At 67.3% G+C, this 24,932-nt stretch carries 24 protein-coding genes; all 24 read left to right on the top strand.

What is annotated here, in order from left to right:
• Positions 1–4: 4 nt before the first annotated feature.
• On the top strand, positions 5–2,593 hold the full coding sequence (gene clpB / locus AC3WLE_RS25830) for an ATP-dependent chaperone ClpB (protein ID WP_492319961.1): 2,589 nt from the start codon (positions 5–7) through the stop codon (positions 2,591–2,593).
• A 279-nt stretch (positions 2,594–2,872) separates the two neighbouring features.
• On the top strand, positions 2,873–3,412 hold the full coding sequence (locus AC3WLE_RS25825) for a ferritin-like domain-containing protein (RefSeq protein ID WP_492319962.1): 540 nt from the start codon (positions 2,873–2,875) through the stop codon (positions 3,410–3,412).
• 263 nt (positions 3,413–3,675) lie between these two features.
• On the top strand, positions 3,676–4,272 hold the full coding sequence (locus AC3WLE_RS25820) for a DUF3304 domain-containing protein (RefSeq protein WP_492357270.1): 597 nt from the start codon (positions 3,676–3,678) through the stop codon (positions 4,270–4,272).
• A gap of 484 nt (positions 4,273–4,756) precedes the next feature.
• Entirely contained in the window at positions 4,757–5,503 is a 747-nt protein-coding gene (locus AC3WLE_RS25815) for a T6SS phospholipase effector Tle1-like catalytic domain-containing protein (protein WP_492319964.1), read from the top strand.
• The gene (locus AC3WLE_RS25810; RefSeq protein ID WP_492353126.1) at positions 5,488–5,793 is read left to right on the top strand and encodes a hypothetical protein; all 306 of its coding nucleotides are present in this window, start codon (positions 5,488–5,490) and stop codon (positions 5,791–5,793) included. Before AC3WLE_RS25815 ends, AC3WLE_RS25810 begins: the two co-directional genes overlap by 16 nt.
• A gap of 404 nt (positions 5,794–6,197) precedes the next feature.
• A complete protein-coding gene (locus AC3WLE_RS25805; protein WP_492319966.1) occupies positions 6,198–7,202 on the top strand; it encodes a sulfate ABC transporter substrate-binding protein in 1,005 nt (334 codons plus the stop codon).
• 73 nt (positions 7,203–7,275) lie between these two features.
• Positions 7,276–7,899, top strand: a complete 624-nt coding sequence (gene ssuE / locus AC3WLE_RS25800) for an NADPH-dependent FMN reductase (protein ID WP_492319967.1) — start codon at positions 7,276–7,278, stop codon at positions 7,897–7,899.
• A gap of 157 nt (positions 7,900–8,056) precedes the next feature.
• The gene (locus tag AC3WLE_RS25795; RefSeq protein ID WP_492319968.1) at positions 8,057–9,085 is read left to right on the top strand and encodes a sulfonate ABC transporter substrate-binding protein; all 1,029 of its coding nucleotides are present in this window, start codon (positions 8,057–8,059) and stop codon (positions 9,083–9,085) included.
• Positions 9,086–9,119: 34 nt separating this feature from the next.
• Positions 9,120–10,283 carry an FMNH2-dependent alkanesulfonate monooxygenase gene (gene ssuD / locus AC3WLE_RS25790; protein WP_316150122.1) on the top strand — a complete coding sequence of 388 codons (1,164 nt, stop codon included), beginning with the start codon at positions 9,120–9,122 and terminating at the stop codon, positions 10,281–10,283.
• A gap of 13 nt (positions 10,284–10,296) precedes the next feature.
• Positions 10,297–11,100: an aliphatic sulfonate ABC transporter permease SsuC gene (gene ssuC / locus AC3WLE_RS25785; protein ID WP_492357271.1), complete on the top strand. Its 804-nt coding sequence runs from the start codon at positions 10,297–10,299 to the stop codon at positions 11,098–11,100.
• 35 nt (positions 11,101–11,135) lie between these two features.
• On the top strand, positions 11,136–12,047 hold the full coding sequence (locus tag AC3WLE_RS25780; RefSeq protein ID WP_492319971.1) for an ATP-binding cassette domain-containing protein: 912 nt from the start codon (positions 11,136–11,138) through the stop codon (positions 12,045–12,047).
• Between the two features lie 187 nt (positions 12,048–12,234).
• On the top strand, positions 12,235–13,086 hold the full coding sequence (locus AC3WLE_RS25775; RefSeq protein WP_492319972.1) for an EAL domain-containing protein: 852 nt from the start codon (positions 12,235–12,237) through the stop codon (positions 13,084–13,086).
• Positions 13,083–13,754 carry an RBBP9/YdeN family alpha/beta hydrolase gene (locus tag AC3WLE_RS25770; protein ID WP_492319973.1) on the top strand — a complete coding sequence of 224 codons (672 nt, stop codon included), beginning with the start codon at positions 13,083–13,085 and terminating at the stop codon, positions 13,752–13,754. The genes AC3WLE_RS25775 and AC3WLE_RS25770 overlap by 4 nt, the downstream gene beginning before the upstream one ends.
• Positions 13,755–13,913: 159 nt before the next feature.
• A complete protein-coding gene (cysT, locus tag AC3WLE_RS25765) occupies positions 13,914–14,873 on the top strand; it encodes a sulfate ABC transporter permease subunit CysT (protein ID WP_058697938.1) in 960 nt (319 codons plus the stop codon).
• A 1-nt stretch (position 14,874) separates the two neighbouring features.
• Positions 14,875–15,804: a sulfate ABC transporter permease subunit CysW gene (gene cysW, locus AC3WLE_RS25760; RefSeq protein ID WP_492319974.1), complete on the top strand. Its 930-nt coding sequence runs from the start codon at positions 14,875–14,877 to the stop codon at positions 15,802–15,804.
• Positions 15,801–16,910 (top strand): sulfate/molybdate ABC transporter ATP-binding protein, encoded by a 1,110-nt coding sequence (locus tag AC3WLE_RS25755; protein WP_492353124.1) that lies wholly within the window; start codon positions 15,801–15,803, stop codon positions 16,908–16,910. The genes cysW and AC3WLE_RS25755 overlap by 4 nt, the downstream gene beginning before the upstream one ends.
• Positions 16,907–17,851: a CysB family HTH-type transcriptional regulator gene (locus AC3WLE_RS25750; protein WP_010810505.1), complete on the top strand. Its 945-nt coding sequence runs from the start codon at positions 16,907–16,909 to the stop codon at positions 17,849–17,851. The genes AC3WLE_RS25755 and AC3WLE_RS25750 overlap by 4 nt, the downstream gene beginning before the upstream one ends.
• Before the next feature lie 267 nt (positions 17,852–18,118).
• On the top strand, positions 18,119–18,487 hold the full coding sequence (locus AC3WLE_RS25745; RefSeq protein ID WP_010810506.1) for a DUF962 domain-containing protein: 369 nt from the start codon (positions 18,119–18,121) through the stop codon (positions 18,485–18,487).
• Between the two features lie 62 nt (positions 18,488–18,549).
• Entirely contained in the window at positions 18,550–19,725 is a 1,176-nt protein-coding gene (locus tag AC3WLE_RS25740; protein WP_492319976.1) for a sensor histidine kinase, read from the top strand.
• Positions 19,726–19,827: 102 nt separating this feature from the next.
• A complete protein-coding gene (locus tag AC3WLE_RS25735) occupies positions 19,828–20,652 on the top strand; it encodes a LytR/AlgR family response regulator transcription factor (RefSeq protein ID WP_010810508.1) in 825 nt (274 codons plus the stop codon).
• Between the two features lie 132 nt (positions 20,653–20,784).
• A complete protein-coding gene (locus AC3WLE_RS25730) occupies positions 20,785–22,062 on the top strand; it encodes an MFS transporter (RefSeq protein ID WP_492319977.1) in 1,278 nt (425 codons plus the stop codon).
• Positions 22,063–22,119: 57 nt separating this feature from the next.
• Entirely contained in the window at positions 22,120–23,859 is a 1,740-nt protein-coding gene (locus AC3WLE_RS25725) for a thiamine pyrophosphate-binding protein (RefSeq protein WP_492319978.1), read from the top strand.
• 48 nt (positions 23,860–23,907) lie between these two features.
• Positions 23,908–24,405: a ribonuclease E activity regulator RraA gene (gene rraA, locus AC3WLE_RS25720; protein WP_011615564.1), complete on the top strand. Its 498-nt coding sequence runs from the start codon at positions 23,908–23,910 to the stop codon at positions 24,403–24,405.
• A 2-nt stretch (positions 24,406–24,407) separates the two neighbouring features.
• On the top strand, positions 24,408–24,824 hold the full coding sequence (locus tag AC3WLE_RS25715) for a gamma-glutamylcyclotransferase family protein (protein WP_492319979.1): 417 nt from the start codon (positions 24,408–24,410) through the stop codon (positions 24,822–24,824).
• Positions 24,825–24,932 lie beyond the last annotated feature (108 nt).

Here is a 24,932-nt window from a genome sequence, read left to right as displayed (position 1 = left end):
CCTTATGCGTCTTGACAAGCTGACCACCCGGTTCCAGGAAGCGCTGGCTGATGCGCAAAGCCTGGCACTGGGCAACGACAACCAATACATCGAACCGCAGCACCTGCTGCGCGCGCTGCTGGCGCAGGACGACGGCGCCGCCAAGGCGCTGCTGGCGCGCGCCGGCGTCAACGTGCAGGGCCTGCAGACGGCGCTCGATGCCGCCATCAAGCGCCTGCCGCAAGTGCAGGGCACCAGCGAGGTCCAGATCGGCCGCGACCTGGTGAACCTGCTCAACGCCACCGAGAAGGAAGCCATCAAGCGCGGCGACCAGTTCATCGCCAGCGAGCTGTTCCTGCTGGCCGTCGCCGACGACAAGGGCGACGCCGGCCGCATCGCGCGTGAAAACGGCCTGAACCGCAAGTCGCTCGAGTCGGCGATCCAGGCCGTGCGCGGCGGCGATTCGGTCAACAGCGCCGAGGCCGAGGGCCAGCGCGAGGCCCTCAAGAAGTACACCATCGACCTGACCGAGCGCGCCCGCATCGGCAAGCTCGATCCCGTGATCGGCCGCGACGACGAGATCCGCCGCGCGATCCAGATCCTGCAGCGCCGCACCAAGAACAACCCGGTGCTGATCGGCGAGCCGGGCGTGGGCAAGACCGCCATCGTCGAGGGGCTGGCGCAGCGCATCGTCAACGGCGAAGTGCCCGAGAGCCTGAAGAACAAGCGCGTGCTGGTGCTGGACATGGCCGGCCTGCTGGCCGGCGCCAAGTACCGCGGCGAGTTCGAGGAACGCCTGAAGGCGGTGCTGAACGACGTCGCCAAGGACGAGGGCCAGACCATCGTCTTCATCGACGAGATCCACACCATGGTCGGGGCCGGCAAGGCCGAGGGCGCGATCGACGCGGGCAACATGCTCAAGCCGGCGCTCGCGCGCGGCGAGCTGCATTGCATCGGCGCGACCACGCTGGACGAGTACCGCAAGTACATCGAGAAGGACGCCGCGCTGGAGCGCCGCTTCCAGAAGGTGCTGGTCGATGAGCCGAGCGTTGAAGCCACCATTGCCATCCTGCGCGGGCTGCAGGAAAAGTATGAGCTGCACCACGGCGTGGAAATCACCGACCCGGCCATCGTCGCCGCGGCGGAGCTGTCGCATCGCTATATCACCGACCGCTTCCTGCCCGACAAGGCGATCGACCTGATCGACGAGGCGGCCGCCCGCATCAAGATGGAAATCGATTCCAAGCCGGAGTCGATGGACAAGCTCGAGCGCCGCACCATCCAGCTGAAGATCGAGCGCGAGGCGGTCAAGAAAGAGACCGATGAGGCGTCGATGAAGCGCCTGGAGCTGATCGAGCAGGAAATCGCGCGCCTGGAGAAGGAGTACGCCGACCTGGACGAGATCTGGAAGGCCGAGAAGGGCGCCGCGCAGGGCACGGCCGCGCTCAAGGAAGAGATCGAGAAGGTCAAGCTGGAGATCGCCAAGCTGCAGCGCGAAGGCAAGCTGGACAAGGTGGCCGAGCTGCAATACGGCAAGCTGCCGGGCCTGGAAGGCAAGCTCAAGGCCGCCACCGACGCCGAGGCCAGCGAGCAGAAGCAGCCCAACAAGCTGCTGCGCACGCAGGTGGGCGCCGAGGAAATCGCCGAAGTGGTGAGCCGTGCCACCGGCATCCCGGTATCGAAGATGATGCAGGGCGAGCGCGAGAAGCTGCTGAAGATGGAAGACCGGCTGCATGGGCGCGTGGTCGGCCAGGACGAAGCCGTGCGGCTGGTGTCCGATGCCATCCGCCGTTCGCGTGCCGGGCTTGCGGACGAGAACCGGCCTTATGGCTCGTTCCTGTTCCTGGGCCCTACCGGCGTCGGCAAGACCGAGCTGTGCAAGGCCCTGGCCGAGTTCATGTTCGATTCGGAAGAGCACCTGATCCGCATCGACATGAGCGAATTCATGGAGAAGCACAGCGTCAGCCGCCTGATCGGCGCGCCGCCGGGATACGTGGGCTACGAGGAAGGCGGCTACCTGACCGAGGCCGTGCGCCGCAAGCCGTACAGCGTGGTGCTGCTGGATGAAGTCGAGAAGGCCCACCCGGACGTCTTCAACGTGCTGCTGCAAGTGCTGGACGACGGCCGCCTGACCGATGGCCAGGGCCGCACCGTGGACTTCAAGAACACGGTGATCGTGATGACGTCCAACCTGGGTTCGCAGATCATCCAGTCGATGACCGGCGAGCCGCAGGAAGCGATCAAGGGTGCGGTCTGGCAGGAAGTGCGCACGCATTTCCGGCCGGAGTTCCTGAACCGGATCGATGAAGTGGTGGTGTTCCACGCGCTCGACCAGAAGCATATCGAGTCGATCGCGCGCATCCAGCTGCAACGCCTGCAAGGCCGCCTGGCCCGCATGGACATGACGCTGGAGGTGAGCGAGACGGCGCTGGAGAAGATCGCCAGCGCAGGCTACGACCCGGTGTTTGGCGCGCGTCCGCTCAAGCGGGCGATCCAGCAGCAGATCGAGAACCCGGTGGCGCGGGCGATCCTGGAAGGCAAGTTCGCCGCCAAGGATGTGGTGCCGGTGGATTATGTCGACGGGGAGTTCACGTTCGGGCGGAAGCTGGACTAAGGCTGCCCATGGCTCGATCGACTGCCGGAGCACACAGGCGGTCGATCATGGTCAGGCCCCTGCGATACAGCGCAGGGGCTTTTTTTCGTCTTGCCATCGCGCGTTGCGTGTAAGGCGGTCCCGCCGCGTGCAATTTTTTCACGCCACGATGCCAGGGGTCGTCGCCAGCCGCGCCGTTCCGCGCCATCCGCCGAGTGGCACACTTCTCGCGTTGCAGAAGGGTTGAATTTCCCTACAAGGCGCTGCGCTGACGCAGCCCCATCCCCAAGGAGCCCTTCAATGACCGACAAGCCTTTCCTCTCAGACGTCAAGACATTGCGCGAGCGTGCCCGCAAGCACATCGATGATGGCGCCGTGACCGCGGGCTATGCAGCGGATCGCGATACCGTGCTGAAGCTGCTCAACGCTGCGCTGGCCACCGAAATCGTCTGCGTACTGCGCTATCGCCGACACTACTACATGGCCAAGGGGCCCAACTCGAAGAGCGTGGCCGATGAATTCCTGGCCCATTCCAATGAAGAACAAGGCCATGCCGACCAGATCGCCGAGCGCATCGTCCAGCTTGGCGGCGAGCCAGACTTCGCACCCGACGGCCTGACCAGCCGCTCCCATGCTGAATATGTGGCGGGTACTTCGCTGACGGAAATGATCAAGGAAGACCTGGTGGCCGAGCGCATCGCCATCGACAGCTATCGCGAGATCATCCAGTTCCTGGGAGAACGCGATCCGACCTCACGCCGGATGATGGAGGGCATCCTGGCGGTGGAAGAGGAGCATGCCGACGAAATGGCTGACCTGCTCGCCCGCCAGGGCGGCTGAGGCGCAGGCGCGGCAGGCTGCCCCGCACTTGACCTTGATCAACCCCAGGTCGCAGGCAAGCCGATAACATTCGTCCTGTCATGGAGATGCGGGGGCGCTCTTCATGACTTGTCTACCCGTTTCCAGAATGGAAACTTCGCCCGCACCGGCTTGCCGGTGCGGGCGTTTTCTTATGCGCCCGACATGGGCCGCGTAAGGGACAAGCCCAAAGGGACCGATATGCAGAACGACGTGCTGCCAACTGTCGCAGCGGGAGCCAAGTCATGAATCGAAGTGTCGCCTGCGTCTGCGCTATGGCTGGCCTGGCGTTGATATTCACTGACTGTGCCGGCGGGGAGCCGTCCTGGCAGCCCGAAAGCCGAGTCTCGACATCGAAATACATCAGCGGCGGCATGAAGGCGCTGAACTACACCCCTTACTACATTCATTCCTTCGAAGTTGAAGGTCCCGGCGAGGTCGGTGGTGGTGGCCCGAACATCATGCCAGCCGAATCCGATGGACACCCATCGGGGGGAGGAAAAGAAAGCTGCTGCATGACTTTCCCGCGCCAGTGGCAGCCCGATCTGCGCGTTACCGTGCGTTGGCTGGTTGAGAAGGTGAGGGACGGCAAGACCCCAGGCTATTGGTACAAGGCCGAAAACGTTCGCATCCCTCAGTACGATGGCTCCAAGACTGGCGGTGCCTGGGCCATCTTCCTGCCTGGTGATCGCGTCAAGCTAATGATTGCCGACGGCAATGCCAATGGTAATAACAGCGTCGATCGCAAGCACACTGCCGACGAGCCGGACGTTGCCCAAGGCGTGCGTGACGACGAATGGAATCTTAAATACCGACGGGGAGGTCTGAAATGGCGGTGGTGAAATGGCCAGACATGATGCCTGAAGGCGGTCGACTGGCGCAAAGTAAGGACGCCTGGGCATGGGGCGAGGGGACCGTGAGAGACCCATTGTGTGAATGTCCCCAGACCATTCATATCAATCTGTTCTTCGACGGCACCAACAACAACGACGACAAGAACAATAAGATGTGGCGAGACTCACTCTTCAAGACTCACACCAATGTGGCACGTTTGCATAGCGTTGCAAGGGACAAGCCGGATAGAGGCATTTTTTCGTTCTACATCCCGGGAGTGGGTACCCCGTCCCAGAGCTAGGGGAACTCGACTATTCCTCGAACGGCAAAGCTCTGGCCAAAGGCTTCGATCAGCGTTGCGTCTGGGGAATGATTCGGGTGCTCAATTCCGTGCAATATGCAATCACTCGGCGGAGCGATTTTCCCCTAGTTCGCGACAGCGAGGCCAAAGAGCTCTGTAATGCGGTCGCCGATGGTCGAGTGGGCAAGCTCATGGACAAGATTCGCATATTGGGTATCACCCATAGCAACCGCTTCGACGACGGTCCGCAGAGCCGGATGATCAAGAAGATCTGGATCAACGTCTTCGGCTTTTCGCGCGGGGCCGCGTCCGCCCGTGTCTTTGTCAGCAAGCTGATCAAGGAATGGGCGCCTGGCGGGCGGATCAGCGACCAGACGGGGCGGCGCGCGCTACCCTATGAGGTCAACTTCCTCGGGCTCTTTGACACGGTCGCCTCGGTGGGCCTGCCAGATTCGACTCGCGCCACGGTCGACCTGGATATGTTTGACGGGCATTTCCGCTTTGCCCGCGACGGTGCGCTGAATATACCCAAAGAAGTTCGCAGGTGCGCCCACTTCTACTCGATTCACGAGCAGCGCATGAGTTTTCCGCTCGACACTATCCGGATCGATGAAAGCTACCCCCAGACGCGGGGCCGCTGGGAGGTGGGTTATCCCGGCGTGCACTCCGACGTGGGCGATGCTCTCAATGAACAGGGCAAGGCGCGTGACGGCGACAGCAGCAAGCTCAGCCAGATTCCCCTGCATGACATGTACATCGCTGCGCTCAAGAGCGGCGTACCGCTGATGCTCGAGGAAGAGATTCGGAATTCCACTGCCCTGTCCGAAGATTTTGCGATCCACCCGGCGACGGTGGCAGCGTTCAACGACTGGCCGCACTCTTTTCAACGTATCGAGACGTGGAAGAGGCCTTGCGCTTTGGCATGGGTCAGCTGCTGAGCTGGCGTACCTTGCGCGCACAGATTGGCACCGGCCAGTATGTCACCGAGCGCACCTTCTTCCAGGCAGCGCCCGAGGATGCCAAGACGCCACGCAAGATCATGCTGGGTGTACAGGAGGCCGAACGCGACGACCCGGAATGCCAGCGCCTGAAGGCCGAGATTGCCCGGTTGGAGCAAGCAGCATACGTCGGCCGAGGCTGTGGCGCGCCTGGAGAAGGTCGCGATCGCCCTCTACGACGATTACGTGCACGACAGCTGGATCTGGTTCCGCATCCCGTTCTTCAATGAATATGCGCCGGGCGGCTATGGCTGGCCACGGGTGATATTCACCGGCAGAGACCAGCGTAGGCCCTATCTGGACTTGCACCGGCAACGAATCTGCCGGCCGCAAACGAGGGGCTTGCGGTGGCATAGCTTCGGGATGGGAGCAAAACCGCCTTTGCCGGTTTCAGCGTGGCGAATGCGCCACCGTCCACTGCCCTCACGCCGTCCACACTTGATGTCCCCCTGTGCCGGCATGTCCATATTTCCGTCCGATCTTATGCAAAAAACAGCAAAGGATCGGCGAAACCATTCGTTCCGTTCAGATAGCCCCCTCGGTAGTCTTGCTCCTGACACAAGTCCGCTACCCAAGGCGGACAAGGCAAGAGGCGCCTGGCGCCCATTCACGACACTGACGGGAGCAACACAAGATGATCCGCAAACTGGCTATCAGCCTGGCCGTACTTGGCGCCCTGAGCGCGGCGCAGACCGCGGCGGCTGCCAACCTGCTGAACGTTTCCTACGATCCGACGCGCGAGCTGTATGTCGATGTCAATGCCGCCTTTGCCAAGGCCTGGAAGGCCCAGGGCGGCGATGCCGTGACCGTGCGCCAGTCGCACGGCGGCTCGGGCAAGCAGGCGCGCTCGGTGATAGACGGGCTGGACGCTGACGTAGTCACGCTGGCGCTGGGCTATGACATTGATGCCATCGCGGAGAAAGGGCTGATCAAGCCGGACTGGCAGAAGCGCCTGCCGCACAACGCCTCGCCGTACACCTCGACCATCGTGTTCCTGGTGCGCAAGGGCAACCCCAAGGGCATCAAGGACTGGGGCGACCTGGTCAAGCCGGGCGTGCAGGTGATCACGCCCAATCCCAAGACCTCGGGCGGCGCACGCTGGAACTACCTGGCGGCGTGGGGCTATGCGCTGCGCCAGCCGGGCGGCAATGACGTCAAGGCGCGCGAGTTCGTGGGCGAGCTGCTCAAGCATGTGCCGGTGCTGGATTCGGGCGCGCGCGGCGCCACCACCACCTTTGTCGAGCGCGGCCTGGGCGATGTGCTGATCGCGTGGGAGAACGAAGCCATCCTGGCGATCAAGGAGCTGGGCCCGGACAAGTTCGACATTGTCGCGCCGTCGGTGTCGATCCTGGCCGAGCCGCCGGTGGCGGTGGTCGACAAGGTGGTCGACAAGAAGGGCACGCGCAAGGCGGCCGAGGCCTACCTGCAGTTCCTGTACACCGACGAGGGCCAGGAGATCGCGGCCAAGAACTACTACCGCCCGATCTCGCAGAAGGTGGCGGCCAAGTACGCGGCCAACTTTCCCAAGGTGAAGCTGTTCACCATCGATGAAGCCTTCGGCGGCTGGCAGAAAGCCCAGAAGACCCACTTTGCCGATGGCGGCACGTTCGACCAGATCTACCAGCCCGGCAAGAAATAAACCACGAGACCGGCGCGCCGGGCCGCGTGGGGCGGCCGCGGCGCCGACCGGTCCATCAGAAGAAGGAAGCCCGATGTCCATCCTGACGCTCTCCGGCAGCCCGTCGGTCCAGTCCCGCTCCGGCCTGGTGCTGGCGCACCTGCGTGCCGCGCTCGAGGCTGCCGGCGAACGCACCCGCCACCTCGACCTGCGCGAACTGCCCGCAGGCCCGCTGCTGGCGGCACGCGTGGACGACCCCGTCATCGCCGCGGCCACGCATGCCGTGTCCGAGGCGCAGGTGGTGGTACTGGCCACGCCGGTCTACAAGGCCGCCTACAGCGGCCTGCTCAAGGCCTTCCTGGACCTGCTGCCGCAGACTGGCCTGCGCGACAAGATCGTGCTGCCGATCGCCACCGGCGGCAGCCTGGCCCATGCGCTGGCGATCGACTACGCGCTGCGCCCGGTGCTGTCCGCGCTGGGCTCGCGCCAGATCCTGCCCGGCATCTTTGCCGTGGACCAGCAGATCGAATCCTTTGAAGCCGCCGGCGTGCGCCAGGCGCGCTTCGATGCCGCGCTGTCGGCACGCCTGGACGAGGGCGTGCTGCGCGTGCGCGATGCGCTGGCGCATTCGCGCATCGAGGTGCCGCTCGATGTGGTGCCCGGCGCCCTGGTCCAGCGCGCTGCCGCGATCGCGGTGGCCGAGCGATGTTCCGCCTGAACTGACTGATTGACGGAAGTGGCGCCGGCCTGCCCGGCGCCACGGCAGCGACGCCATGCCACCCGCCACGCGGGGCCGGCAGGGATGCGTGCTGCCGCAACCATCCTGGAATCAATCCGGCCAGCAGGGCATTGCCCCGGGCCATGGAGGACATCGCATGACACTGACCAACCCGTTGCGCACGGCCAGCCAGCGCCGCCGCCTGATTACCGCCGCGCTGGTGCTTGCCACCGGCCTGGCCTATGGGCTACTGCCCGGCCGCGCCGAAGCGCAGTCGAAGAACATCGATCCCAAGGTGCTGCGCATCGGCTACCAGAAGTACGGCACGCTGACGCTGCTGAAGGCGCGCGGCACGCTGGAAAAGCGCCTGGCGCCGCAAGGCATCACCGTCAAATGGACCGAGTTCCCCGCCGGCCCGCAACTGCTTGAGGGGCTGAACGTCGGTGCCGTCGATTTCGGCACCGTCGGCGAGGCGCCGCCGATCTTTGCGCAGGCCGCGGGGGCGCAACTGGTCTACGTCGGCAATGAGCCGCCGGCGCCGGTGGCCGAGGCCATCGTCGTGCCCAAGGGTTCGGCGATCCGCTCGGTGGCGGAACTGCGCGGCAAGCGCGTGGCGCTGAACAAGGGCTCGAACGTGCATTACCTGCTGGTGCGCCAGCTGGAGAAAGCCGGCATCCCTTACAGCGAGATCCAGCCGGTCTACCTGCCGCCGGCCGATGCGCGTGCCGCCTTCGAGCGCGGCGCGGTCGATGCCTGGGTGATCTGGGACCCGTTCCTCGCGGCTGCCGAGAAGCAGCTGGTTGCGCGCGTGCTCGCCGATGGCCGCGGCGCGGACGGCAAGAACGTGGTCAGCAACCACCAGTTCTACCTGGCCTCGCGCCCCTATGCACAAGCCAAGCCGGAGATCGTCAGCCTGATCCTGGACGAACTGGCCACGCTGGGCACCTGGGCGCAAAACAACCCCAAGGAGGCCACCACGGTGCTGACCGGCGAAACCGGGCTGCCGGCCGATGTGCTTGAGCTCGCCGTCTCGCGCTTCTCGTACGGCGCACGCCCGGTCAGCGCCGGGGTGCTGGCCGAGCAGCAGCGCATCGCCGACGCCTTCCACTCGCTCAAGCTGATCCCCAGGCCAGTCAAGGTGGCCGATGCGCGCTGGGACGTGCCGCAGCAGCAGGCGAAGCGATAGCCACCTCCATCGGCAGGAACAATAGGACAACGACATGCAAGTATTCTGGTTCATCCCCACCCACGGCGACAGCCGCTACCTCGGCACTTCGGAAGGCGCGCGCGAGGTCAGCTTCGATTACCTGAAGCAGGTTGCCGTGGCCGCCGATACGCTGGGCTACGAAGGCGTGCTGATCCCGACCGGGCGCTCGTGCGAAGACCCATGGGTGGCGGCATCGGCGCTGGCGGCCGTCACGCAGCGCCTGAAATTCCTGGTCGCGGTGCGCCCCGGCCTGATGGCGCCGACGCTGGCCGCACGGATGGCGGCAACCTTCGACCGCATTTCCAACGGCCGGCTGCTGATCAACCTGGTCACCGGCGGCGATACCGCTGAGCTGGAAGGCGACGGCCTGTTCCTGGACCACGCCGCGCGCTACGAGGCCTCGGCCGAGTTCCTGCGCATCTGGCGCCAGGTGCTGGCCGCCAGCCATGACGGCGACAAGGTGGATTTCGAGGGCAAGCACCTGTCCGTGAAGGGTGCCACCGTCCTCTATCCGCCGCTGCAGCAGCCGCATCCGCCGGTGTACTTCGGCGGGTCGTCGGCGCCGGCGCATGCGCTGGCCGGCGAGCAGGTCGATACCTACCTGACCTGGGGCGAGCCGCCCGCTGACGTGGCGCAGAAGCTCGACGACGTGCGCCGGCAGGCCGCGCGCCATGGCCGCACGGTGAAGTTCGGTATCCGCCTGCATGTGATCGTGCGCGAGACCGAAGCCGCCGCCTGGGCTGCGGCGGACGACTTGATCAGCCGGCTCGATGACGAGACCGTGGCGCGTGCGCAAGCCGTGTTCGCCAAGATGGATTCCGAAGGGCAGCGCCGCATGGCCGCGCTGCACGCGGGCGGCGCGCGCCGCACGCGCGAGGCGCTGGAGATCAGCCCCAACCTGTGGGCCGGCGTTGGCCTGGTGCGCGGCGGTGCCGGCACCGCGCTGGTGGGCGATCCGCACACCGTGGCCGAGCGCATGCGCGAATACGCCGAGCTGGGCATCGACACCTTCGTGCTGTCCGGCTACCCGCACCTGGAAGAGGCCTACCGCTTTGCCGAACTGGTGTTCCCGCTGCTGCCGCGCTCGGTGCGCGACAAGCTGCCGGGCAAGGTGCTGTCGGGCCCGTTCGGTGAAGTCATGGCGACTGGCATCGTGCCGCGCGCCGCGCAGAGCTGAGGGGAGGGCAATCATGAACGCTCCTCTATTGCAGCCGCTGCGCCAGGGACCTCGGGCGCTGGCGCGCGCGCTGGCTCCGTGGATCGTGCCGGTGCTGCTGATCGTGGTCTGGCAACTGGCCTCGCGGAACGGCTGGCTCTCCAGCCGCGTGTTGCCGGCCCCGCTGGCGGTGGTGCAGGCCGCCTGGGAGCTGGCGCGCTCGGGCGAGCTGTGGAAGCACGTCGGGGTCAGCACCTGGCGCGCGCTGGTGGGGTTTGCCATCGGCGGCGGGCTGGGCCTGCTGCTGGGGCTGCTGACCGGCACCTTCCGCACCGCGGCCACGCTGCTCGACAGCTCGCTGCAGATGGTGCGCAATATCCCGGCGCTGGCCTTGATCCCGCTGGTGATCCTGTGGTTCGGCATCGACGAGACCGCCAAGCTGTTCCTGGTGTCGCTGGGCGTGTTCTTCCCGGTCTACCTGAACACGTATCACGGCATCCGCTCGGTCGATACGGGGCTGGTGGAGATGGCGCGCAGCTACGGCCTGTCCGGCTGGCAGCTGTACCGCGAGGTCATCCTGCCCGGCGCGTTGCCGGGCATCCTGGTGGGCATGCGTTTCGCGCTCGGGTTGATGTGGGTGGTGCTGATCGTGGCGGAGACCATCTCCGCGCAATCGGGCATCGGCTACATGACCATGAACGCGCGTGAGTTCCTGCAAACCGACGTGGTGCTGGTGGGCATCCTGCTCTATGCGCTGCTGGGCAAGCTGGCCGACTGGCTGTCGCGCGGGCTGGAGCGCTACTGGCTGCGCTGGCATCCGGGCTACGCCGCGGCCTGACCGGCCCGTCGCCCCAATCAAGCAAGGAGATCGAGATGCAGATGTATCCGGTAGAGCAGGCTGCGCTGGTGGAACTGGAAGCGGGCCTCGCGCGCCGCGAGGCGGCACAGCCGGCGGCGGAGGCGCCGCGCAAGGCAGGCGGCGTGGCGCTGCACGTGCGCCAGGTGGTCAAGCGCTATGACGGCCGCGAAGTGCTGCACAACGTGGCGCTGGACGTGGCGCCGGGCGAGTTCCTGGCGATCGTCGGGCGCAGCGGCTGCGGCAAGAGCACGCTGCTGCGGCTGGTGGCGGGACTGGAAGCAGCCGATGGCGGCAGCATCACCGTCGACGGTGAATCCGCGGCGAAGGGCCGCGCGCGGCACGCCGACGTGCGCGTGATGTTCCAGGACGCAAGGCTGTTGCCGTGGAAGCGCGTGCTGGACAACGTCGCGCTGGGCCTGCCGCGCGCACGCCGCGGTGAAGCCGCCGATGTGCTGGCGCAGGTGGGCCTGGCCGACCGCGCCAGGGAGTGGCCCGCACGCCTGTCCGGCGGCCAGCGCCAGCGCGTGGCCCTCGCGCGCGCGCTGGTCCACCATCCACAGCTGTTGCTGCTGGATGAACCGCTGGGCGCGCTGGATGCGCTCACGCGCATCGAGATGCAGGGGCTGATCGAATCGCTGTGGCGCCGCCTTGGCTTCACGGCGCTGCTGGTCACGCACGATGTGTCGGAAGCTGTGGCGCTGGCCGACCGCATCGTGCTGATCGAGGACGGCCGCATTGCCATGGATGAGCGCGTGGCGCTGGCGCGCCCGCGCGAACGCGGCGCGGCGGGCTTTGCGCAGCTGGAGGCCGCGGTGCTGCAGCGGGTGATGCGGCAAGTGCCGCAGGCGCAGGTACCGTCGCATGCAGGTGCGCATGCCGACCCGGCCGCCACGACCGCGCCGCTGAAGGTGAGCTGGGCAGCGTGACCGTGCCACCCGCGGCAATGTGCGCCGCGCATATCGACAGGCCGTAATCTTCATTCGCTCGCGCGCGCTGACCTCCTATCATGAGCAGGCAGGCCGATGCGGTGCGACCGCACAGAGGGCGCATGAAGCGCCCGTCATCACTAATCCGACCAAGGGGCTGAGGGGCCCGGTCAACCCAAGGAATGCCATGCCAGGCGTGCATGAACCCGCGGGCGCAGTGCCTGCGCTCCAACGTTATCTGGAATCGCTGCCGCGCCAGCCGCTGGCTGACCGGCAATTGTGGCGCGACGCGCGCGGGCAGGTGCAGGGCCAGTTCTTCAACTGCTCGCTGACCAGCGCGTTCGAGCCGCTGGTGACGCTGGCAGACCGGCAGCTGGTGGCGCATGAAGGTTCGATCCACACCTACGCAGAGGACGGCGTGGGCCTGGCGGCATGGAAGCTGTTTGCGATGGCGGCCGACGACAACACCCTGGTGTCGCTGGACCGGCTTTCGCGCCTGCTGCATGCCATCAACTACTTTGCCGCCGAAGGCGAGCACAAGCTGGTGCTGAACGTGCATAACCGGCTGCTGGCCGCGGTCACCGATGACCACGGCGCTGCCTTCCGGCGCGCATTGCAGTCGCTGGGCCTGCCGCTGGAGCGCTTTGTGATCCAGGTGCCGGCCAGCGCCAATGACGACCTGGCATTGCTGTTGCATGTCGTTGGCAACTATCGGCGCAACGGTTTCGCGGTAAGCCTGCAGGCGTCGGATCCGGCGGAAGCCGGTGCGCTGATGGCGCACGCGTTGCCGGACTGGCTCAAGCTGGACATGCGCCGCACCTGGACCGACCGCCAGCTGTCGGGCCTGCGTGCCAGCGCGGCCAACGCCGGCGTAACGCTGATCGGGCGGCGCCTGCAGAGCGCCGAAAGCATCGAGCGCCTGCAGGCCGCGGGCATCGGCCTGGGGCAGGGCGCCTTCGCCGGCGCGCCGGTCAGTGCGGCAGGGCTGCGCACAGGCCTGGCGAGCGCCGCGCATGCATTGGACAAGGAGGTGGTATGACCCAAGCGAACCGGCTATCCGGCGGCCATGGCACGCGCCTGGACATTCCGCGGCACCTGCAGGTGCTGACCGTGCCGGGGCTGCACGGCAGCGGCCCGGGACACTGGCAGAGCCGCTGGGAGCAGCGCTTCCCCGACTGGCAGCGGGTGGAGCAGCACGACTGGTCGCGCCCCAGCCTGCCGCTGTGGGCCGAGCGCGTCTCCGAAGGCGTGATGCGCGCCCAGCGCGTGGCCGCGCGCGGCGCGGTGCTGGTGGCGCACAGCTTCGGCTGCCTGGCATCGTTGCGCCAGGCGGCGCTGGATCCGGTCGGCATTGCCGGCGCATTGCTGGTGGCGCCGGCCGATCCGGACAAATTTGGCGTGGCGGCGCTGCTGCCGACCTACCGGCTGCCGTTCCCGACCATCCTGGTCGCCAGCCGCAACGACCCCTGGATGCCGCAGCGCACCGCTTTCAGCTGGGGCACGCTGTGGGGCAGCGAACTGGTCGATGCGGGCAGCCTGGGCCACATCAATGCCGATTCCGCACTGGGCGAGTGGCCTGAAGGCCTCGCGCTGCTCGATACCCTGGTCCAGCGCATCGCGCAGGCAGGCGATGCCGGCTCCGTAAGTGAGTCATCCGGCGCCTGGGAGACGGGCATCGAGGTGGTGTCTACCGTCCCTTATATCTAAACCGTCTAAGAAAATTCATAAAGATTCGTTCTGTTTATAAGGACGACTCTGCAGAATCTGTCTCGTAGGCCGGCGCAATATGCGCTGGCGTCATAAAGAACGGCCCGCCGGGGGCCAGCCATCAGGGTCCGGCGGCGCACCGCTCACAGACGAGACGACATGCCTCCATCCATTTCCCTGGCGGACACGCCGCCAGCCGCCCCTCGCGCCCCTGATTCCGGCGCCGCGCGCGCGCCGCGCAGCCCGTCCAGGCAGCGCTTTACGGTGCTCCCCGGCTTCGGCCTGTCGCTGGGCTTCACGCTGTTCTACCTGACGCTGATCGTCCTGATCCCGCTGTCGGCCACGTTCCTGAAGACCTTCACGATGACGTGGGACGCGTTCTGGACTTCGGTCACGGCGCCGCGCGTGGTGGCGTCGCTGCAGCTGAGCTTTGGCGCGTCGCTGGTGGCGGCCATCGTCAATACGGTGTTCGGGCTGGTGGTGGCCTGGGTGCTGGTGCGCTACCGCTTCCCGGGCAAGCGCCTGATCGACGCGCTGGTGGACCTGCCGTTCGCGCTGCCCACGGCGGTGGCCGGTATCGCGCTGACGGCGCTGTTTGCCGGCAATGGCTGGATCGGCCGCTATCTCGAGCCGCTTGGCATCAAGGTCGCGTTCACGCCGCTGGGGGTGGTGGTGGCGCTGACCTTTATCGGCCTGCCGTTCGTGGTGCGCACGGTGCAGCCGGTGCTGGAGGATGTTGAGCAGGAGCTGGAGGAGGCCGCTGCCAGCCTCGGCGCCAACCGCCTGCAGACTTTCCAGCGCGTGATCCTGCCCGCCATCCTGCCGGCGCTGCTGACGGGGTTTGCGCTATCGTTCGCGCGCGCCACCGGCGAGTACGGCTCGGTGGTCTTTATCTCCGGCAACATGCCGATGGTGTCGGAGATCGCACCGCTGATGATCTATTCCAAGCTGGAGCAATACGACTACGCCGGCGCCACCGCGGTGGCGGTGGTGATGCTGGTGATTTCCTTCGGGCTGCTGCTGCTGATCAACCTGCTGCAGGCCTGGACGCGCCGCCATCAATCCGGTGTGCGCGCCGCGCTGGCACCTGAAGCGCCCGCCACGGGCAAGGAGTTCTGACATGGCCGGCGCAGTTGCGGGACGCCTGGGCGGGCAAGGCAACGCCCCGGCCCATCACAGGTTTGACGCCACCGGCGAAGCGCCGTGGGTGCGCTACACGCTGATCACGGTGGCGGTGCTGTTCCTCACGCTGTTCCTGTTCGTGCCGCTGGCTTCGGTGTTCTATGAAGCCTTGCGCAAGGGCGTGCAGACCTACTGGGAAGCGTTGATCGAGCCCGACGCACTCGCCGCGATCCAGCTCACGCTGACAGTGGCGGCGATCGCGGTGCCGCTGAACGTGGTGTTCGGCGTGGCGGCGGCCTGGGCCATCGCCAAGTTCGACTTCCGCGGCAAGAACCTGCTGATCACGCTGATCGACCTGCCGTTCTCGGTGTCGCCGGTGATCTCCGGCCTGGTCTACGTGCTGCTGTTCGGTGCGCAGGGCTGGCTGGGGCCGTGGCTGGAAGCGCACGACATCAAGATCATGTTCGCGGTGCCGGGCATCGTGCTGGCCACCATCTTCGTGACCTTCCCCTTTGTTGCGCGCGAGCTGATCCCGCTGATGCAGGCGCAGGGCAGTGAAGAGGAAGAGGCCGCGATCGTGCTGGGCGCCTCGGGCTGGCAGACCTTCCGCCATATCACGCTGCCCAATATCCGCTGGGGCCTGCTGTATGGCGTGATCCTGTGCAATGCGCGGGCGATGGGCGAGTTCGGCGCGGTCTCGGTGGTATCGGGCCATATCCGCGGACTGACCAACACCATGCCGCTGCATGTTGAGATCCTCTACAACGAGTACAACTTCGCGGCGGCCTTTGCGGTGGCTTCGCTGCTGACGCTGCTGGCGCTGGTCACGCTCGGCATCAAGACGCTGGTGGAATTGCGCGCCCGCAAGGAAATCGAAGAGGCTGCACCAGAGCGGCCGCTGGCAAGTTTGCAAGGACAAGCATCATGAGCATCCAGGTCAAGAACGTAGAGAAGCGCTTTGGCGACTTTGTCGCGCTGGACAACGTCTCGCTCGATTTCGACGAAGGCGAGCTGACCGCGCTGCTGGGGCCGTCCGGCTGCGGCAAGACCACGCTGCTGCGCATCATCGCCGGCCTGGAGCGCGCCGATGCGGGCCAGATCGTGCTGGCCGGGCGCGATGCCTCGGACCAGCATGTGCGCCAGCGCCAGGTGGGTTTCGTGTTCCAGCACTATGCGCTGTTCAAGCATATGAGCGTGTTCGAGAACGTGGCCTTCGGCCTGCGCGTCAAGCCGCGCGCCGAGCGCCCGGGCGAAGCGCAGATCCGCGACAAGGTGCGTTCGCTGCTGGAGCTGGTGCAGCTCGACTGGCTCGCCGACCGCTACCCGTCGCAGCTCTCCGGCGGCCAGCGCCAGCGTATCGCGCTGGCGCGCGCGCTGGCGGTGGAGCCGCGCGTGCTGCTGCTGGACGAACCGTTCGGCGCGCTCGATGCCAAGGTGCGCAAGGAGCTGCGCCGCTGGCTGCGCCGCCTGCACGATGAACTGCACGTGACCAGCGTGTTCGTCACCCATGACCAGGAAGAAGCGCTGGAAGTGGCCGACCAGGTGGTGCTGATGAACCGCGGCCATGTGGAGCAGTACGGCTCGCCCGAGGCGGTCTACAACCATCCGGCCACGCCCTTCGTGTTCGGCTTCCTCGGCAACGTGAACCTGTTCCATGGCCGCCTGGAAGTGGGCGAGAGCGGCGGCCTGCTGCATACCGGCGAGGCGGTGCTGCCGGTGGTCGGCAGCGGCCATGAAGCCGCCGGCGACGCGGTGGCCTATGTGCGCCCCCATGACCTCGACCTGGAACGCTATTCGCCCGGCGCCGACGGCATCGCCGTGACGCTGCGCCGCGCGCTGACGCTGGGCCCGGTGGCGCAGCTTGAACTCGAACGTGAAGACAACCAGGACGTGATCGAAGTCGCGCTGCCGCTGGAGCGCTTCCGCCATGCGGGCTTCCGCGAAGGCGAACTGCTCGCGGTGCGCCCGCGCCAGCTGCGTGTGTTCACGCAACCGCGTACCACGTCCACCCAACAAGAAAAGGCGACGTCATGAACTTCCAGCAACTCCGATCGATCCGCGAGGCGGTGCGCCGCCAGTTCAACCTGACCGAAGTCGCCAACGCGCTCTACACCTCGCAGCCCGGCGTGTCGCGCCAGATCCGCGAGCTGGAAGAAGAACTGGGGGTGGAGATCTTCGAGCGCTACGGCAAGCGCCTGACCGGCCTGACCGAGCCCGGGCGCGAGATCGTGCGCATCGTCGAACGCCTGCTGCTGGAGGCCGAGAACCTGCGCCAGGCCGGCGACGAATACGCCGGCCGCCATACCGGCCGCCTGACCGTTGCCACCACCCACACCCAGGCACGCTATGCACTGCCGCGCGTGGTGCAGGCCTTCCGCCGCGAATACCCGCATGTGACGCTGGCACTGCAGGAGGCGTCGCCCACGCATATCGTTGAGCTGCTGCTGACGGGGCAGGCCGATATCGGCATCGCCACCGAGGCCCTGGCCACCGAGGCCGGGCTGACCTCGTTCGAGGCCTACAGCTGGCAGCACGTGCTGGTGGTCTCGCCCGGCCATCCGCTCACGCGCTTGCCCGAGCCCACGCTCGAAGACGTGGCCGGCTTCCAGCTCATCACCTACGACGCCGGCTTCACCGGCCGCCGCAAGATCGACAGCGCCTTTGCCGAGGCCGGCCTGCAGCCGGAGATCGTGCTGACCGCGCTGGACGCCGACGTGATCAAGACCTACGCCGAACTGGACCTGGGCGTGGGCATCATTGCCTCGATGGCCTATGACGAGCGCAAGGATTCCGGCCTGGTGCGGATCTCGGCCGACCACCTGTTCGCGCCCAACACCACCAGCGTGGCGGTGCGGCGGGGTGCCTACCTGCGCGGCTATGCGCACGCCTTTATCAACATGTTTGCGCCGCACCTGTCGCCCGACACCGTCAGCAGCGCGCTGTCCGAGCAGGAGCGCCAGGCCCTGGCGGCCTGATTCCGGCCTGGTTGCGGACGGCCGTCAGGCGGCGCAGGGGCCACCCGAGCGCCGCCGGCCTGCGCCGTCCGCCCCGGCACGGTGCCGTTCGCGCCCCGTGCCCGCCGTTCGTCGCAAGAGACTTTCTTCGTGCCCGGGTGAGGGGTACATTGCTTGCACGTGCCCGCGGCTTGCCGTCCGGCGAGCGCCGCACGTGCACCGCAGTGCAACAAAGCTTGCGCGCGGCCGCCGGTCTGCAAGGGCCGGACAAGGGAGAGAGAGACGATCATGCGCGACGACGAACCGCTGCTGCGCTGGCAGTGGCGCGGCTATGCCCGCAACCACCAGCATCCCCGCAACCTGCTGCTGCATATCGTGGCCGTGCCGATGTTCATGGCTGGCACCGTGCTGGGCCTCTACGGCCTGTTGCGCCTGAGCCTGCCGGCGGTGGCGCTGGGGCTGGTGTGCATGGGCATGTCGATGGCCCTGCAGGGCCGGGGGCACCGGCTGGAAGCCCACGCGCCGGAACCGTTTGCCGGGCCGGCGGACATCGCCGGCCGCATCCTGGCCGAGCAGTGGATCACCTTCCCGCGCTATGTGCTGTCCGGCCAATGGTGGCGCGCGCTGGCCGGCCGGCGTGCCGGGCAGGGCGGCTGAGGTGGCCAGCGCTGCCCGCCTCATCACATTCCCGCATTGCGCCAGGCTCAGTCCGCGCTAACATGAACGCCATGGACCGCTGCTTCTCCAACGTCGCCACCGCCATCCCCTCCCGGCTCAATATCCTCGGCCGCGACCTTCTGTTCGTGCTGTGCATGAACTCGGTGATCGCCATCAGCCTGAACTACGGCTTCCAGACCGGCGGGAGCCTGTGGCACAACTTTGTCTACAGCCAGCTGATCGGCCTGTCGATCTGGGTGCTGATCGACATTCCGCGCGTGGTGATCTGGTGGAACGACCGGCCGCGCCGCTGGCCGTTCCTGCTGCTGGCCGCCGCCGCGGTGCCCGCGGGCGTGGTGTTCGGCAGCTGGGCCACGCGCGTGGCACTGGACCTGCCGCCCAAATCCGCGGACGAAGCCGGCGGCATGCTGCGCATGTGCCTGGTGGTGGGCATGCTGGCCGCGGCCTCGATGATCTATTTCTACTGGTCGCGCGAGAAGCTCGCGTCGCTCGAGCGCCAGGCCGCGCTGGACGCCCTGCAGCGCGAGGAAGCCGAAAAGCAGCTGGTGCGCGCGCAGCTGATGGCGCTGCAGGCGCAGATCGAGCCGCATTTCCTGTTCAACTCGCTGGCCAACCTCGACGGGCTGATCGCCACCGACCCGCCCGCCGCGCGCCAGCTGCTGCAGCGCCTGATCGGTTTCCTGCGCATGTCGCTGGCGCATACCCGCGCCGAGCAATGCACGCTGCGGCAGGAGTTCGAGCTGCTGCGCAGCTACCTGGACATCCAGGGCATGCGCTTCGGCCAGCGGCTCTCGTTCGACATCGACCTGCCGCGCGAACTGGCGAAGGTGGAGATCCCGCCCATGCTGATCCAGCCGCTGGTGGAAAACGCGGTCACGCACGGCATCGAGCCCTGCATGATCGGCGGCCATATCCGGCTGTCGGCGCGCGCGGCCGGCGACAATGCGGTGCAGGTCATCATCGCCGATACCGGCGTGGGCTTCGGCCATGCCTCGGGCAAGGGCTCGGGCCTGGGCATTACGCACGTGCGCGAGCGGCTGGCGCGTATCTTTGGCGCGGCGGCCTCCATGCAGATGGAAGAGAACACCCCGAGAGGCGTGGTGGTGCGGCTGACGCTGCCGCTGGAGCGCCCGGCCGAAGCGCCCACCCTGACCCAGACAGTCACCAGCGTGCCGGAGGGCATGCCAGTATCGACGCCGGCCATGCAACGGCTCTGAGGCGCACCGCCTGCCAGCACGCCTGACAAGACGAACGGCTGGCACCGCCCGTGGGCGGTGCCGCTGACAACGTCAGGACCCATCCACCACCCCAACGCCCCCATGACCCCGACCCTTCTGATCGCCGACGACGAAGCGCTGCTGGCGCGCGTGCTGGAATCCGAACTGATGTCGCTGTGGCCCGAGGCCCGTATCGTTTCCGTGGTCCACGACGGCGTGGCCGCGCTGGCGGCGGCACGCGAGCACCAGCCGCGGGTGGCCTTCCTGGATATCCGCATGCCGGGAATGAGCGGCATGGACGTGGCGCGCGAACTGATCGAATTCGACACCCCGCCGCTGGTGGTCTTCGTGACCGCATACGACCAGTTCGCGCTGGAGGCGTTCGAGCGCGCCGCGGTGGACTATGTGCTCAAGCCGGTCCAGCGCGAACGGCTTGAGGCCACGGTGCAGCGCCTGAAGGACCGCCTGGCCGGCCCCGCCGACGATGAAGACACCGAGGCCGAAGCCTCGATCGCGGAGACGGACCGGCTTGGCCAGCTGCTGGCGCGGCTGGAATCGCTGGAGCATGCCACGCCAGGCCCGGGCGGCGCGCCGCAGCGGCAGTACCTGCGCTTTATCAAGGCACTGGTGGGGCAGGAGGTGCGTATCATCCCCGTGGACGAAGTCATCTACCTGGAGGCCACCGACAAGTACGTCAACGTGGTCTCCGGCGCCGGCGAAGCGCTGATCCGCACCAGCCTGCGCGAGCTGACGCAGCAGCTGGACCCGGAGCGCTTCTGGCAGGTGCACCGCGGCACCGTGGTCAACATCACCTGCGTGGCCAGCGCGGTCAATCAGTCGCTGGGACGGCTGTCGCTGCGGCTGCGCGACCGTCCTGAACTGCTGCCGGTGGCGCGACAGTACGCGCACCTGTTCAAGCAGATGTGAGGCATGCCCGCGGGCGGCGTGGCCGCCACCTGGCTGCAGAGGGCAGGGCTTTTCCTCTATGATGCGGGCTTCGGCCCGTATTTTTTGGGCTGCCGCCTCCTGTCCTGCCGCATAGCCCCTGCCACCAGCGCCATGTCCACCGCCGCACTCGATCCCACGCGCAATCCCCTTCGTCATGACGCCCAGGTGATCGGGCTGGTTGGCCTGGCCCACGGGGTCTCCCACTTCTACCACCTGCTGCTGGCTCCGCTGTTCCCGTGGATCAAGGCGGAATTCGGCCTGAGCTATGCCGAGCTGGGCCTGCTGATGACGGTGTTCTTCGCGGTCTCGGCGGTGGTGCAGACCGCGTCCGGCTTTGTGGTCGACCGCTTCGGCGCGCGGCCGGTGCTGTTCGCCGGGCTGGCCTTCCTGGGCGCCGCGGCCTTGCTGCTGTCGACCAGTTCCGGCTACGCCGCGCTGTTGTTCGGCGCGGCCGTGGCGGGGTTGGGCAACGGTGTATTCCACCCGGCCGACTTCACGCTGCTGAACAAGCATGTGTCGCAGCCCCGGCTGGGCCATGCGTTCTCGGTGCACGGCATTTCCGGCAACCTGGGCTGGGCCGCGGCGCCGCTGTTCCTGGTGGCGGTCGCCAACCTGGCCAGCTGGCGCGTGGCGCTGGCGGCGGCCTCGGCGGTGGCCTTTATCGTGCTGGCCGTGCTGGTAGTGCTGCGCCATGTGCTGGACCCGCGCGAAGTGCAGGGCGCCGTGGGCCGGCCCGCGGCCAAGGCTGCGGCAGGGGTGGCCACAGCCGGCGGCAGCGTGCTGGGCTTCCTGCGGCTGCCGCAGGTATGGGTGTGCTGGGCTTTCTTCCTGCTGACCACGTTCTCCGCAGCCGGCATCCAGAGCTTTGCCCCGACCGCGCTGACCTACCTGTACGGCATGCCCTTCACGCTGGCGACCGCGTCCTACACCATCTACATGCTGTGCAGCGCCGGCGGCATGATCGTCGGCGGCTTTGCCGCCGGCCGCACCAGCAACCATGACCGGCTGATCGCGGTGAGCTTCACGGTGTCGGGGCTGATGGCGGTGCTGGTCGGGCTGAACCTGGTGCCGGCGCTGCTGGTGCCGGTGCTGATGGGCGTGATCGGCTTTGGCGCCGGTACCGCCGGGCCGTCGCGTGACCTGCTGGTGCGCGCCGCCGCCCCCGCCGGTGCCACCGGGCGCGTCTATGGCGTGGTCTACTCGGGCCTGGATATCGGCCTGGCGTGCGGCCCGCTGTTCTTCGGTGCGCTGATGGATGCAAAGCTGCCGGCCTGGGTGTTCTTCATGATCGGCGGTTTCCAGCTGCTGTCGATCTTCACCGCGGTGACAGTGGGCAACGGCAACCGCTCGCGCCGCGGCGCGGCGGCGGGCCAGGCGGAGGCCGCCTAGCCCGGGCCGGGCCACCCAAGCACCGCCTTCCGAATTCGATCGCCTGAGGATGCTTTCATGTCAATGACGCCGGCCAATACCACCCAGCCTGACGATTCCGAACACGGCACGCCGCTGCCGGGCGGCCATATCCTGGTCGATGCGCTGCTGGCGCACGGCGCCGAGCTGGCCTTCGGCGTGCCGGGCGAAAGCTACCTGGCCGTGCTCGACGGCTTCCACCGCCGCCGCGACCAGTTGCGCTTCATCATCTGCCGCCAGGAGGGCGGGGCCGCGGTGATGGCCGAGGCCTACGGCAAGCTGACCGGCCGCCCCGGGCTGGCCTTCTGCACGCGCGGGCCGGGCGCCACCAATGCCAGTATCGGCGTGCACACCGCCTTCCAGGACTCGACGCCGATGATTCTGTTCATCGGCCAGGTCGGCACCGACTTCATGGACCGGGAGGCCTTCCAGGAAATCGACTACCGCCGCATGTTCGGCCAGATGGCCAAGTGGGTGGCGCAGATCGACCGGGTCGAACGCATCCCCGAATACATTGCGCGCGCCTACCAGACCGCCACCTCGGGCCGTCCGGGCCCGGTGGTGCTGGCGCTGCCCGAAGACATGCTGGCGCAGACTGCCGCCGTGCCGCAGTTGCAGGCCTACCAGCGCGTCATGAGCTGGCCCGGCGAGGCCGACCTGGCGCGGCTGGCCGAGATGCTCGACGCCGCCGAGCGTCCCTTCGTGCTGGCCGGCGGCAGCGGCTGGACGCCGCAGGCCTGCGCCGACCTGCAGGCCTTTGCCGAGCGCTTCGCGCTGCCGGTGGGCTGCGCCTTCCGCGGCCAGGACCTGTTCGACAACCGCCATCCCAACTACGCCGGCGATGTCGGCATCGGCATCAACCCGGCGCTGGCCGAGCGCGTCCGCAACGCCGACCTGGTGCTGGCCGTCGGCCCGCGCCTGGGTGAGATGACCACCGGCGGCTACGCGCTGATCGCCGCGCCGCGTCCCGCGCAAAAGCTGATCCACGTGCACGCCGGCGCCGAGGAACTGGGCAGCGTCTACCAGGCCGACCTGATGATCCAGGCCTCGATGCCGGCCATCGCCGCGCGCCTGGCCGGCCTGCAGCCTCCCGCCGAGCCGCGCTGGCAGGCGTGGACAGAAGCCACGCACGCCGACTACGAACGCTACCTGCAGCCGCCCCCATTTACTGGACAGGGCGTCGACATGGCCGAAGTCATCCGCACGCTGGACCAGCTGCTGCCGGCCGACGCGGTCGTGACCAATGGCGCCGGCAACTACGCCGGCTGGCTGCACCGGTATTTCCACTACCGCCCGTTCACCAGCGGCCGCCGCGGCCAGCTGGCCCCGACCAGCGGCGCGATGGGTTATGGCGTGCCGGCGGCGGTCGGCGCCAAGATCGCGTTCCCGCAACGCACCGTGGTGGCGCTGGCCGGCGATGGCTGCTTCCTGATGAATGGCCAGGAACTGGCTACGTCGATGCAGTACCAGGCGCCGGTGATCTTCATCGTCGTCAACAACGGCATGTACGGCACCATCCGGATGCATCAGGAGCGCGAATACCCGACCCATGTCTCGGGCACCGAGCTGCACAACCCCGACTTTGCCGCGCTGGCGCGCGCCTATGGCGCGCGCGGCGCCACCGTGACCACGACCGAAGCCTTTGCCCCGGCATTGCGCGAGGCATTGGCCGCGCCGGTCTCCACGCTGATCGAGATCCAGGTGGACCCGGACGTGATCACGCCGCGCACCACGCTGAGCGCCATCCGCGCGCAGGCGCTGGCCAGCCAGCAACAGTGAGGCCGGGCTGCCCGACCGGATACTTTCTTACCTATCAGGAGACCATCGATGAAGCCTGTCACCACCGACCTGTGCGACGCGCATGAAGACCGCCTTGCCGACGGCACCTTGCGCGTGATGGCGCCGGTGTTTCGCGCCTTCGGCAAGCAGGGCGCCTTTGCCGGCCCCGCGGCTACGCTCAAGGTGTTCGAAGACAACTCGCTGGTGCGCACCGCGCTGGAAGCGCCGGGGCAGGGCCGCGTGCTGGTGATCGACGGCGGCGGCTCGCTGCGCTGCGCGCTGGTGGGCGGCAACCTTGGCCTGCTGGCCGAGAAGAACGGCTGGGTCGGCATCGTCGTCAACGGCTGCATCCGCGATACCGCCGAGCTGGACGTGTGCGACATCGGCATCCGCGCGCTCGCCGTGCATCCGCAGAAAAGCCAGAAGCGCAACGTCGGCGAAAGCGACGTCGCGGTGCAGATGCCCGGCGCGGTGGTGCGCCCGGGCAACTGGATCTACGTCGATGCCGACGGCGTGCTGGTCTCGGACGAAAGGCTGGGGAACTGAGCATGCCGCGCGTCTTTGTCTACGGCACGCTGCGCGCCGGCGAGGTCAACGACCTGAACGCCGCCGCGCAGCGCCACGGCATTGCCGCGCCCACGCTGCTGGGCACGGGGACGATCGCGGGCAGGCTCTTTGACTTCGGCACCTATCCCGGCCTGGTGCTGGACGCCAGTGGCGGGCCGGTCGTGGGCGATCTCTATGAGATTGCCGAGGCGCTGTTGCCGGTGCTCGACGAGATTGAAGAGGTTTATCCCGGCCAGGCCACGCTGTTCGTGCGCGAGGAACGGCCCGTGTTGCACAACGGCCAGCCTGTCGCCTGCCTGCTGTACCCGGTGGCCGAGTCCGCGGTGGCCACGCTGCCGCGCATCGACAGCGGCGACTGGGTGGCCTATCGCCGCGCACGCGATACCGCCGCGGCCTGAGCCCCGGCTCGTTTCAAACAGACGGCGCCCATTTGAACTGACCCCGTAAAGTTGGACGGGTAAGTTAGGCCGCCAAGGGCTGAGTCCTGTATTGCACGGGGCTCAGCC

It is taken from the genome of Cupriavidus sp. FW306-1B-F12B (assembly GCF_058781795.1).
The sequence above is the reverse complement of the archived record's forward strand: the minus strand, read 5'-3'. Positions and strand labels throughout refer to the sequence as shown.

Excerpts from the sequence above, each read along its gene's own strand:
- clpB (WP_492319961.1), top strand. The coding sequence starts at position 5 with ATGCGTCTTGACAAGCTGACCACCCGGTTCCAGGAAGCGCTGGCTGAT.
- AC3WLE_RS25825 (WP_492319962.1), top strand. The coding sequence starts at position 2,873 with ATGACCGACAAGCCTTTCCTCTCAGACGTCAAGACATTGCGCGAGCGT.
- AC3WLE_RS25820 (WP_492357270.1), top strand. The coding sequence starts at position 3,676 with ATGAATCGAAGTGTCGCCTGCGTCTGCGCTATGGCTGGCCTGGCGTTG.
- AC3WLE_RS25815 (WP_492319964.1), top strand. The coding sequence starts at position 4,757 with ATGGACAAGATTCGCATATTGGGTATCACCCATAGCAACCGCTTCGAC.
- AC3WLE_RS25810 (WP_492353126.1), top strand. The coding sequence starts at position 5,488 with ATGGGTCAGCTGCTGAGCTGGCGTACCTTGCGCGCACAGATTGGCACC.
- AC3WLE_RS25805 (WP_492319966.1), top strand. The coding sequence starts at position 6,198 with ATGATCCGCAAACTGGCTATCAGCCTGGCCGTACTTGGCGCCCTGAGC.
- ssuE (WP_492319967.1), top strand. The coding sequence starts at position 7,276 with ATGTCCATCCTGACGCTCTCCGGCAGCCCGTCGGTCCAGTCCCGCTCC.
- AC3WLE_RS25795 (WP_492319968.1), top strand. The coding sequence starts at position 8,057 with ATGACACTGACCAACCCGTTGCGCACGGCCAGCCAGCGCCGCCGCCTG.
- ssuD (WP_316150122.1), top strand. The coding sequence starts at position 9,120 with ATGCAAGTATTCTGGTTCATCCCCACCCACGGCGACAGCCGCTACCTC.
- ssuC (WP_492357271.1), top strand. The coding sequence starts at position 10,297 with ATGAACGCTCCTCTATTGCAGCCGCTGCGCCAGGGACCTCGGGCGCTG.
- AC3WLE_RS25780 (WP_492319971.1), top strand. The coding sequence starts at position 11,136 with ATGCAGATGTATCCGGTAGAGCAGGCTGCGCTGGTGGAACTGGAAGCG.
- AC3WLE_RS25775 (WP_492319972.1), top strand. The coding sequence starts at position 12,235 with ATGCCAGGCGTGCATGAACCCGCGGGCGCAGTGCCTGCGCTCCAACGT.
- AC3WLE_RS25770 (WP_492319973.1), top strand. The coding sequence starts at position 13,083 with ATGACCCAAGCGAACCGGCTATCCGGCGGCCATGGCACGCGCCTGGAC.
- cysT (WP_058697938.1), top strand. The coding sequence starts at position 13,914 with ATGCCTCCATCCATTTCCCTGGCGGACACGCCGCCAGCCGCCCCTCGC.
- cysW (WP_492319974.1), top strand. The coding sequence starts at position 14,875 with ATGGCCGGCGCAGTTGCGGGACGCCTGGGCGGGCAAGGCAACGCCCCG.
- AC3WLE_RS25755 (WP_492353124.1), top strand. The coding sequence starts at position 15,801 with ATGAGCATCCAGGTCAAGAACGTAGAGAAGCGCTTTGGCGACTTTGTC.
- AC3WLE_RS25750 (WP_010810505.1), top strand. The coding sequence starts at position 16,907 with ATGAACTTCCAGCAACTCCGATCGATCCGCGAGGCGGTGCGCCGCCAG.
- AC3WLE_RS25745 (WP_010810506.1), top strand. The coding sequence starts at position 18,119 with ATGCGCGACGACGAACCGCTGCTGCGCTGGCAGTGGCGCGGCTATGCC.
- AC3WLE_RS25740 (WP_492319976.1), top strand. The coding sequence starts at position 18,550 with ATGAACGCCATGGACCGCTGCTTCTCCAACGTCGCCACCGCCATCCCC.
- AC3WLE_RS25735 (WP_010810508.1), top strand. The coding sequence starts at position 19,828 with ATGACCCCGACCCTTCTGATCGCCGACGACGAAGCGCTGCTGGCGCGC.
- AC3WLE_RS25730 (WP_492319977.1), top strand. The coding sequence starts at position 20,785 with ATGTCCACCGCCGCACTCGATCCCACGCGCAATCCCCTTCGTCATGAC.
- AC3WLE_RS25725 (WP_492319978.1), top strand. The coding sequence starts at position 22,120 with ATGTCAATGACGCCGGCCAATACCACCCAGCCTGACGATTCCGAACAC.
- rraA (WP_011615564.1), top strand. The coding sequence starts at position 23,908 with ATGAAGCCTGTCACCACCGACCTGTGCGACGCGCATGAAGACCGCCTT.
- AC3WLE_RS25715 (WP_492319979.1), top strand. The coding sequence starts at position 24,408 with ATGCCGCGCGTCTTTGTCTACGGCACGCTGCGCGCCGGCGAGGTCAAC.